General features: G+C 43.4%; 5 protein-coding genes. 2 read left to right on the forward strand and 3 right to left on the reverse strand.

The genetic code is table 11. The features are described 5' to 3' along the window. Positions 1 to 110: 110 nt before the first annotated feature. The 3 genes from ABJH64_RS01050 to ABJH64_RS01060 form a co-directional block, all read right to left on the reverse strand. Complete coding sequence (locus ABJH64_RS01050) at positions 111 to 2,513, reverse strand: ABC transporter permease (RefSeq protein WP_348276044.1); 2,403 nt, start codon at positions 2,511 to 2,513, stop codon at positions 111 to 113. A 793-nt stretch (positions 2,514 to 3,306) separates the two neighbouring features. Next, positions 3,307 to 4,521, reverse strand: a complete 1,215-nt coding sequence (locus ABJH64_RS01055) for a DUF1343 domain-containing protein (RefSeq protein ID WP_348276046.1) — start codon at positions 4,519 to 4,521, stop codon at positions 3,307 to 3,309. 487 nt (positions 4,522 to 5,008) lie between these two features. Next, on the reverse strand, positions 5,009 to 5,584 hold the full coding sequence (locus tag ABJH64_RS01060) for a hypothetical protein (RefSeq protein WP_348276047.1): 576 nt from the start codon (positions 5,582 to 5,584) through the stop codon (positions 5,009 to 5,011). 240 nt (positions 5,585 to 5,824) lie between these two features. On the opposite strand from ABJH64_RS01060, the gene ABJH64_RS01065 reads away from it, so the two are divergent. Then, complete coding sequence (locus ABJH64_RS01065) at positions 5,825 to 9,094, forward strand: type ISP restriction/modification enzyme (protein WP_348276048.1); 3,270 nt, start codon at positions 5,825 to 5,827, stop codon at positions 9,092 to 9,094. A gap of 176 nt (positions 9,095 to 9,270) precedes the next feature. Then, positions 9,271 to 9,894 carry a hypothetical protein gene (locus ABJH64_RS01070; RefSeq protein ID WP_348276049.1) on the forward strand — a complete coding sequence of 208 codons (624 nt, stop codon included), beginning with the start codon at positions 9,271 to 9,273 and terminating at the stop codon, positions 9,892 to 9,894. The last annotated feature ends 521 nt before the right edge of the window (positions 9,895 to 10,415 follow it).

The following is a 10,415-nucleotide window of genomic DNA, read 5'->3' on the forward strand; positions in this document are numbered from 1 at the left end:
GCTTTTCAAAACAAAAATTTGATTCCATTAGTGAGCTACTCTCGATTTTAACTTTTTCGCCAGATTCCCCTAGTTACTTGCTACTAAACACTTGTGTCTCAGGACTTGACTCACTCACTCTTCAGCGTTTCCGCTGGATTTGCCCAGGCTGCTTTCAAAGCCTGAAAGCCTATGGTGATAAGTGCAATCACCAAGGTCAAAACCCCAGCTATGGAAAATGTCCAAATGGATAGCCCCGCCTTGTATGGAAAGTCGGCCTGCCAGGAATTCATCGCATACCAAGCGAGCGGGAAGGCGAAGACCATTGCGAATAAAACCAAGAAGGCAAAATCCTTACTGATCAGACTTATCAAGCTTTCGGTGCTTGCTCCCAACACTTTTCGGACGCCTATCTCTTTCAATCGCTGCTGAACTGCATACGCAGCCAAGCCAAATAACCCCAAACAAGAAATTAGTATGGCCAAAATCCCAGCGATGGAAAAAGCTAAGCTCAACTTGGCCTCCTGCTCATATAGAGCCGCAAACTTTTCATCCATAAAGGAATAGGTAAATGGGTTGCCCGGGAAGATGGATTCATAGGCTAGCTGAATAGAAGCAATGGCTTCTTTCATCTGAGCAGGATCCACAATTAAAGTAAAGTAACCATCTGCCTGAGAGGCTAGAAAAATCATAGGTTTGATGGCCTCTCGCAAGGACATATGATGATAATCCGCCGTTACCCCAACCACCTCAAAAGGATTTCCCCAGAGAATATTTTGACCGACGGCAGCTTCGGGACTAGCAAATCCAAGCTGTATGGCCGCCGATTCATTTATCATGACTTTATTGATGCTATTCCAACTTTGAATTGCTTCCGTGGAAGTAAAATTTCTACCTGCCAGGATCTCAATCTCATAGGTGGGAATAAACTGATCGTCGATGATTAACATGGAATAAGTGTAATCCTTATCCTCAGGTCTTGCCAGCATAGGGGTAATCCCTGCGGTCGAAAAATTATATCCCTGACCTGGAAGACTGTTTGATCCCGCGATTTTCTTTACAAAAGTCTGAGATTCTAAGGATTGCTTGAAAGCCTCCAATTTAGAGGAGCGATTTTCTCCAACATCATTTGGACCAGAAACAACCAATTTCTGATCTACATTCATCCCCAAATTTTGGGATTGCATAAAGGAAAGTTGATCACGGATAACTAAAGTACAAACGATGATTCCAATGGAAATCACAAACTGAAACACCACCAAGGATTTTCGCAGCAACTGACTTTCTGGTTTGAATTTTAATCGAGAGCGCTGATCGAATTTTCCTGAAAGTAAAACCACATAGAACCCTGAAATCAGTGCACAAGTGCCGATGATTGCAGTGATAATTATTATGGTCTGAGGAGTTTTCAAAGCACCAAACCAAATTTCCTTACCGAAAATATCGCTGGCAAATGGAGCTAAGATATACAGGCCAATCACGGAAATAAAAAGGGATACGAGCAGGATAAGGAACGTTTCCGTCATGAACTGTTGTGCAAGTTGCCAGGAATGAGCACCAAGCACTTTTCTCATCTTTATCTCTTTGATTCGTGTGAGAATATTTGCCGAAGATAGATTCAAATAATTGACGTAGGCAATGGCTAAAATCAAGATCGCTATTGCAAGAAAAACCAACACTGCGCCCATCTCAGAAGTCGTCGGCAAGGGATCAGAAATAGAATTTCCCAAATGCAGACTAGGTAAGTCTTGAAGAAGTATCGTCGTTTCTTCTGAATTCGGTGTTTGGCGGATAAAATTAGTGAGCTGTCCAGCTAAGACATCAGCAGCTACACCGGGTTTGGTCAATACAAAAAGGTTAACAAATCCTGAATCAAAACCAGTTGGATCTGCCCACTCATTTCCAGAGCGATTGGCAGGATTTTCCAAAGTACTAATGGATAGAAATAGATTTCCGGTAATGTCAGAACGAAATGGAATTGGCTCCAGCACCCCGGTGACGGTGAATGCCTGCTTGCCAAATTGATTACTGAGTAAAAACGTCTCTCCTATCGGATCTGAACTTCCAAAAAACTTGTCAGCCATACCCTGGGTGATCACCGCCGTATTTGTCGCTGATAGATCAGCAGTTCCCCGGGCAATCGGAAAGGAAAACGTCTGAAAAAAGTCACCTTCTACAAAATTGATCGCATCTTCCCTGAAGGCCAGATCTGTTTCTGGAATAGCGACCATTCCACCAGCTATATCTTGGGCTACCCTAGCCACTGATACTATATCCGAAAAATTAGTCTTAAGCACTTCTGCATAACCTGGAGGAAGGAAGATCTCAAATGACTCGTCCCCTTCACTGACAACGATACGATAGATGCTATCCTTATTCGCATGGAAATCATTGAAACTCCATTCAGTGGCCACATAAGCAAATAACCCAAGGAACGCTACCAAGCCGAGAACCAACCCAAGCAAATTGACAACTGTAAAAAGCCTACGCTTGATCAGGCTTCGAAATGCGATTTTAAAGTAGTTTTTCCACATAGGATTTTAAAGATTATGGGTTGGAAGGTTGTAAAGTTTCCGCGTCTCCTAAAATTCATCATTTGCTTCCAAACCCTGGTCTGTGTCTTCCCACACCGTGGTCTGTGTCTCACAGACCACTTTATTTAATCCATTTCGGTCTGTGTACCGCAAGGCACTAAACCGTGGTCTGTGTCCCACAGACCACTTTATTAAATCCATTTCGGTCTGTGAGACACAGACCGAGGAGACGAGTTCCATTTCAGTCTGTGAGACACAGTCCGAGGTGACAGAGACTAAGTAAGTAAGCTCAATGACCTTACCTGCTTTTCCACTTCTGTGCCAGTCAAAAAAGCCTTAATTCAGCACATTAAAGCCAAAAAATAAAAAATCTCAAGATATCTACCGAACGTTTTTGTCCGAATTCGGTCGAATACAATTGATGGACAATCCGTGGTCTGTTTCCTACACCGTGGTCTGTGTCTCCCCACACCGTGGTCTGTGTCTCCCCACACCGTGGTCTGTGTCTCACAGACCACTTTATTTAATCCCACACCGTGGTCTGTGTCTCACAGACCACTTAATTATTATCCATTTCGGTTTTTGAGGCACAAGGCAATTGTTTTAAATTATTTCGGTCTGTGGGACACAGACCGAGGTGGCATGGGCAGACTTATTTCGGTCTATGGGACACAGACCGAGGTGGCATGGGCAAACCGTGGTCTGTGTCCCACAGACCACTTTATTTAATCCATTTCGATTTATGTACCACAGACCGAAAACAAAAAGACAAAGGGTTGTAAGGCGATTAACCTCAAGGATAAAGCAAATACTTTTCTCGCATTTTCTTATAGGCTGTAAGCTCCGGTTCCCAACCCGCTCGGATCGTCTCCAAAGGAACTCCGTCGATGATCTGCTGTCTGAAATCACCTCTACCGATCTGCATTTCTATGGTGTTCATCTGATTGCTCAGCTTGGAATCAAAGAATTTTTCCTTTTCAGGACTGGCATTATAAAGTGCTATGATCCATTCAAAATTAATTTGCCCGGAGGCACGCAATTTCTCAGTATCGTAGTCACGTAGGTCAAGTCCATAGCACTCCTGATCCATAAAAAGTGGTGTCTCTGCCATTCCTTTGATGCCGGTGGGTGTAAAACTGAACTCATAAATCCCCTTGTAAGCAGGACTTCCCAGCACGGTAAATGGAAAATACGTGCCTCTCCCCAAATTGATATACGTCCCCTCAAACATGCAGAGACTTGGATAAAGCAACACGGACTGCGGCGTATTCAAGTTTGGCGAAGGACTCACCGGCAATTCGTACCGCATCTCATGCGTGTAATTCGCCACCGGGATCACCAGAATATCAGCTTTCACTTGATTGGCTAGCCAACCTTCTCCATTTGCCATCCTAGCAAATTCACCCACGGTCAGGCCGTGCGCCATGGGAATAGGGAACATACCTATGCCCGATTTGTACTTCATATCCAGCACAGGCCCATCGATTAGATAGCCGTTAGGGTTAGGTCTGTCGAGAATTATAAGGCGTTTGCCATTCTCCTCACAAGCTTCCATCAGACGAGCCAAGGCATTGATATTGGTATAAAATCTAACTCCCACATCCTGCAAATCATAGATCAGAATATCCACATCCGCCAAATCTTCGGCACTAGGCTTACTTTTCCTACCGTAAAGTGAAATAATCGGAATCCCAGTCCGCTCGTCTTTCTCATCACTCACTTGTGCGCCAGCACTGGCATTCCCCCGGAAACCATGCTCAGGCCCAAAGACTTTCACGATGTTGATTCCCAAGGTCTGTAAGCTATCCACCAGGTGAGTTTTACCGATAATAGAGGTTTGGTTGGCCAATACAGCTACGCGTTTGTCTTTCAAAAGTGGTAGGTACAATTCCGTTTGATCGGCTCCGGTTTGGATTTCTTGATCGGTTCCTTTGGCTTGTTCTGCAGGAAGTTTTGTAGTGCAAAAACAAAGGAGTATGCTCAGGGCAAAAAGTGAAAGGAATTTCATGGGTTGGTTAAGTTTATTTTAGAATTTTTAAAAATACGTCATCGGGAAGAAGTGTGCAATTTGTATTATTTGAGTCTGTCGTAAACCTTCTTTTGTAGGGGAGAAAAATTTTTCACCCCTATGCAATATTCTTCCCAGCCATGGTCTGTAGCTCACAACCGTGGTCTGTATCTCACAACCGTGGTCTGTGTCTAACTACCCCGTGGTCTGTGTCTCACAACCGTGGTCTGTGTCTAACTACCCCGTGGTCTGTGTCTCACAACCGTGGTCTGTGTCTCACAGACCACTAGTATTACCCTAACCCCGTGGTCTGTGTCTCACAGACCACTAGTTTTATCCCAATAAGCTGTGTCTCACAGACCACTAGTTTTATCCCCATTAGCTGTGGCCCACTGACCACTTTATATGTATGTCGTTTCGGTCTGTGAGACACAGACGGAGGACGAGACTTTCGGTCTGTGAGACACAGACCGAGGAATATAAATTCTCACTCCCCCAACCTCCTGCTCACCACTTGAGCAATTGCTTCAAAAAGCTGCTTGGGGTGACGAGTTCGCCAACTTACATCATCCAACTTCCCTCCCATCACCAGGTAACGGTCGATCCCGAACCGGCTCATCTCAGAGAGCACATGATCCCGCAAGTTTAGCATCACAATCCAGCCGTCTTCCAGTTCATCCTGCCACTCGTCGTAGTAATCATCAGCATCCAGATCGCCGTGGAAGTTGAGCACATTCTCGCAGATCAAAATATAGTTAGTAATCCCTTCAGCCATCATCAATTCAATGACATTCCGCTTCAGTGTCATTATATCATTGTTCAGCAGGTCATTCCACTCTCCCATCAATTCGATCACGGCAAAACCCCGGTCATAGTCTGCATAGATTACTTTCAGAAAAAGCGTCTCAGATTCCATACTATCCCACTGCGGATGAATCAGAAAATTGTAGATGATGTCTGTAAAATAAACCTCGCTGTTCTCGTATTCAAAAAAAGGCGAACGCGGATCCTCCGCCGCGATGTACAGATGTCTCCAGTTGAAATAGGGCTCTAGGGTGTGCATGGTAGGTTAACAGAACTGACTTAGGCAAAGTTGCAGGGGATAGCTAACATTTTCACCCCTGGACTGTGATAGGGCCAAACAGGTAAGGGCCAAACATTTTTCCCCCCCTACCAGCCTGACGTGGTTTGCGAGAAAGAGACCGAGGTGGAGGCCTAAAAAGCAGTAGGAATTAAAAAAACTGCTTTTCGTTTTCAGGGTAAATGATATCTTTAGGGAGTTCTTTTTTACCAACCCTTTTTCATGACTGTTTCCGAATACCTACACAGCATCAACACCCGATACAAATTAGGCCATGCCACTGAGCATACCTTTCGCGGTGATTTGCAAAATCTACTAGAATCTCTCGTTCCCAACATCTCCGCGACCAACGAACCTAAGCGCCAAGCCTGCGGCGCGCCGGATTACATTCTGACGAATAAAAAGGAGATTCCCGTCGGCTTCATTGAGGCAAAAGACATAGGAGATACAGATCTGATAGGTGCCAAAAAGAACGGAAATAAAGAGCAATTTGACCGATACAAAGCCTCGCTGGACAATTTGATCTTTACCGATTACCTGGATTTCTACTATTACAAAAACGGGGAACTTGTCACTTCCATTTGCATCGGTGTGGTGGATGGTGGAAAAATCCTTCCCCTTCCTCACAATTACCCTGCTTTCGAACTCCTCATCAAGGACTTCACTACCCACATCGGGCAAAGCATCAAAAGCCCCAAGAAACTCGCAGAGATGATGGCGGGCAAAGCAAGAATGCTGGCCAATGTGATCGAAAACTCCCTGAATTCCGATGAGATCAATCAGGAAAACTCCACCCTGAAAGAGCAGATGAATGCCTTCAAGGAAATCCTGATCCATGATATTACCCCAAAGGAATTCTCCGATGTCTATGCCCAGACGATTGCTTATGGCATGTTTGCGGCGAGATTGTATGATGAAAGTCTAGATACCTTTTCCAGACAGGAAGCTGCCGAACTGATCCCCAAGTCCAATCCTTTCCTACGCAAACTATTCCAATACATAGCAGGCTATGATCTGGACGATAGAATCGTGTGGATCGTGGATACACTGGCGGATATCTTCCGTGCTACTGATGTGAGTGCGATCCTGAAAAACTTCGGCAAGGCCACCAAAATGGAGGATCCGATCATCCACTTTTACGAGGACTTCCTGAGTAGCTATGATCCCAAGCTTCGCAAAGCCCGGGGCGTCTGGTACACGCCGCATCCCGTGGTGAATTTTATCATCCGTGCCGTGGATGATATTCTGATCGATGAGTTTGACTTGCCAATGGGACTGGCGGATACCTCCAAAACCACCATCAAAGTACCCATTGCCACCCATGACAAACGCTTCTCGGGAGGAATGCGGGAAATCGATCAGGAAGTGCATCGGGTACAGTTCCTGGATCCTGCCACGGGCACAGGGACTTTTGTGGCGGAGGCGATCAACCAGATCTATTCCAAATTCAAAGGACAGCAGGGACTCTGGAATTCCTATGTGGAAAATCACCTGCTGCCCCGCATTAACGGCTTCGAACTGCTGATGGCATCCTATGCCATGGCGCATCTGAAGCTGGATCTGCTGCTGAAGCAAACAGGCTACACGGGTACCAAAGCCCAGCGATTCCGCATCTACCTAACCAATAGCCTCGAGGAATACCATAAAGATACAGGAACCCTCTTCGCCAACTGGCTGAGTGCCGAGGCCAACGAGGCCAATCAAATCAAGCGCGATGCGCCCGTAATGATCGTGGCAGGAAATCCGCCTTATTCTGTGAGCAGTACAAATAAAGGAGAGTGGATTCAAAATCTGATAGCGGATTATAAAAAGAATTTGAATGAAAGGAAGATCAATCTGGACGATGATTACATCAAGTTCATCCGTTATGGCCAGCACTTTATAGAGAAAAATGGATCAGGAATTTTAGCTTTTATTACTAATAATAGTTTTATCGATGGGATTACGCATCGACAAATGAGAAAATCATTGCTAGAGACTTTTGATAAAATTTACATAATTGACTTACATGGTAATTCAAGAAAACAAGAAATGTCACCTGATGGATCAAAGGATGAGAATGTTTTTGATATTATGCAAGGCGTTTCAATAAATTTCCTTATAAAGAAAAGTAAAGAATCAAGTAAAGAAATTAATCAAGTGTATTTTTTCGAATTATATGGGTCAAGGAAATCGAAATATTCTTATCTATCAGAATTGAGTTTGAAAAAAATAAAGTGGAGTCAAATTCACGCTAAAAAACCAAATTATTTTTTTGTTCCTAAAGATTTTTCTAATGCAGTTAATTACGAGAAGGGATTTAAAATTGATGAGTTTATAATTAATAACAATACTGGGATTCAAACAAAAAGAGATTCGTTTGTTTATTCCTTTAATAAGGCAGAATTAGAGGAGAAGATCATTGATTTAAAAACCTTAGATAATGATGATTTAAAAAGAAAATATTCATTATCAGAGGACGGAAGGGATTGGGCAATTAAATGGGCAAGAGAGGATATTACCAAGAATAACCAAAGAAAAATTAAAGTACATTATCACCCATTTGATAATAGAGAAACCATTTTTACTGGGAAATCAAAAGGTTTTATGGCTTACCCAAGAAGTCCACTAATGGATAATATGATCTCTAATAATTGCGGATTACTTTTAGTAAGAAATTCAAGAAGAGAAAATATTTTCAATGTTTTCATAACAAATAAAATTGTAGATAAAGACGGTGTTTCTCCATTTGACAATTGTAAAGTTTTTCCCCTCTACCTCTACCCAGATTCCGATTCCCAACTTTCCTTAGATTCCACCACCAGCCGAACTCCCAATTTAGATCCAAAGATCGTAGCAGAAATCGCCAAGGGATTGGGGTTGAGTTTTGTGCCGGAGAAAGGAGATGGCTTCGTTCCTCGCCATGACGATTCCGATACTTTCGCGCCGATAGATTTGCTGGATTACATCTATGCGGTGTTGCATTCGCCGAGCTATAGAGAGACGTACAAGGAGTTTTTGAAGATAGACTTCCCGAGAGTGCCATATCCTACCGATGTGGAAGAGTTTTGGAGACTAGTTGCCCTAGGCGGAGAACTCCGATCCCTGCACCTGATGGAAAGCCCAAGTTTGAATGCCTACATCACCGAGTATCCCGTAGGTGGCGAAAACGAAGTGGAGAAGCCACATTTCGTCATTGGTAGCGACGAGTCCGCGTCATCGCGAGGGAGGAACGACCGAAGCGATCTGTCTAAAGAGACTGCTTCGACCGCTGAAGCGGATCTCGCAGTGACAGGCCGAGTCTATATCAACACTGAACAGTACTTTGATAAGGTACCCGAACTCGCGTGGAACTTCTACATCGGCGGCTACCAACCCGCCCAAAAATGGCTCAAAGACCGCAAAGGCCGTCAGCTAGATTTCCAAGACATCCTGCACTATCAGAAGATCATCAAGGCGCTTACGGAGACAGAGAGGGTGATGAGGGAGATAGATGGGGAGGAGGTAGTATAAAAAATAACTATAATATAATATAAGGTTTTCATGAAATATTTTCCTCGACTGGGAGTAGAATGTTTGCCTAAGCGTAGATTGTATCTACGCTTTTCTATCCTTTAAAATTTTAAACTTCCTTTTAGAACTTAACGCATCATTTTATTTCAAACTTTCAAACCCACAAAATCAATTTTATGCCAGCATGTATCCAATGCGGTGAGTACACCAAATTCAATGGAGGCCTTTGTCCGGCCTGCTTTTCAAAAAAGAACACTAGTAGCGAAACTTTGATAGAAGAAGATGATCCGGAGATTCCGCCGAAATCAGGGCTTCCAGAGGATCAAAAGAGGTATCGCTATAATATGATTAAAGGTAGAATTGCGGAAACTTTGATCCAGGAGCTTTTTTTGAGTTTAAATTACAATGTCTTTCGATTTGGAATGGAGAATACCATTCCGGGAATTATCGAACTATTGCGTGGAGTTCGTTCGGATGTATCAGATGATATTCGTCGAATGCCAGATTTTGTGATGCAAAATCCCACTACCAAAGAGGTTTATTTTATTGAGGTGAAATTCAGAAAAAGTGGAACCTTCCAATTGAAAGACCTTCCAAAGAATTACCCCTACTCCAATGCCTATATTGTGCTCGTTTCCAAGAAACACATCAAATGCATCACGGTACCCGAATTACAGCAGGGGAAAGAAATCACACCTGAATCTAGGAACTACTTGGGGTCCCGAAAGGAATTTGATTTGGACAAAGAGGTAATCATTGAATTTTGCAATTTTGCTACTCAATTTTTTGAGAAAGTTTAATTCCCCTTCTGGGTGTCGAACCCCTATACTAAGCGTAGATTGTATCTACGCTTTTTTATTTTTAGAATTTGTAATTTCATTTTCCAAAAGTTCCACCCCTTCGGGGTTACCATGTCAAATAATCCATCTTCTATCCACGGGTTGCACCCGCGGTTATGAAAAGTTAAACCACTTCGTGGTCATCATATGAAACAAATAATGCCAACATTGATCAATGCTTCAATAGAATGATCCTGAAAGGATCGAACCATGAATAGCCATGGGTGAAACCCATGACCGAAATAACACCACGATACCTCGACTGGGAGTAGAATGTTTGCCTAAGCGTAGATTGTATCTACGCTTTTCTATTTTGGGAATTTGTAATTTCATTTTCCAAAAGTTCCACCCCTTCGGGGTTACCATGTCAAATAATCCATCTTCTACCCACGGGTTGCACCCGCGGTTATGAAAAGTTGAACCACTTCGTGGTCATCATATGAAACAAATAATGCCAACATTGATCGATGCTTCAATAGAAT

It is taken from the genome of Algoriphagus sp. (assembly GCF_039969895.1).
Lineage (GTDB): Bacteria > Bacteroidota > Bacteroidia > Cytophagales > Cyclobacteriaceae > Algoriphagus.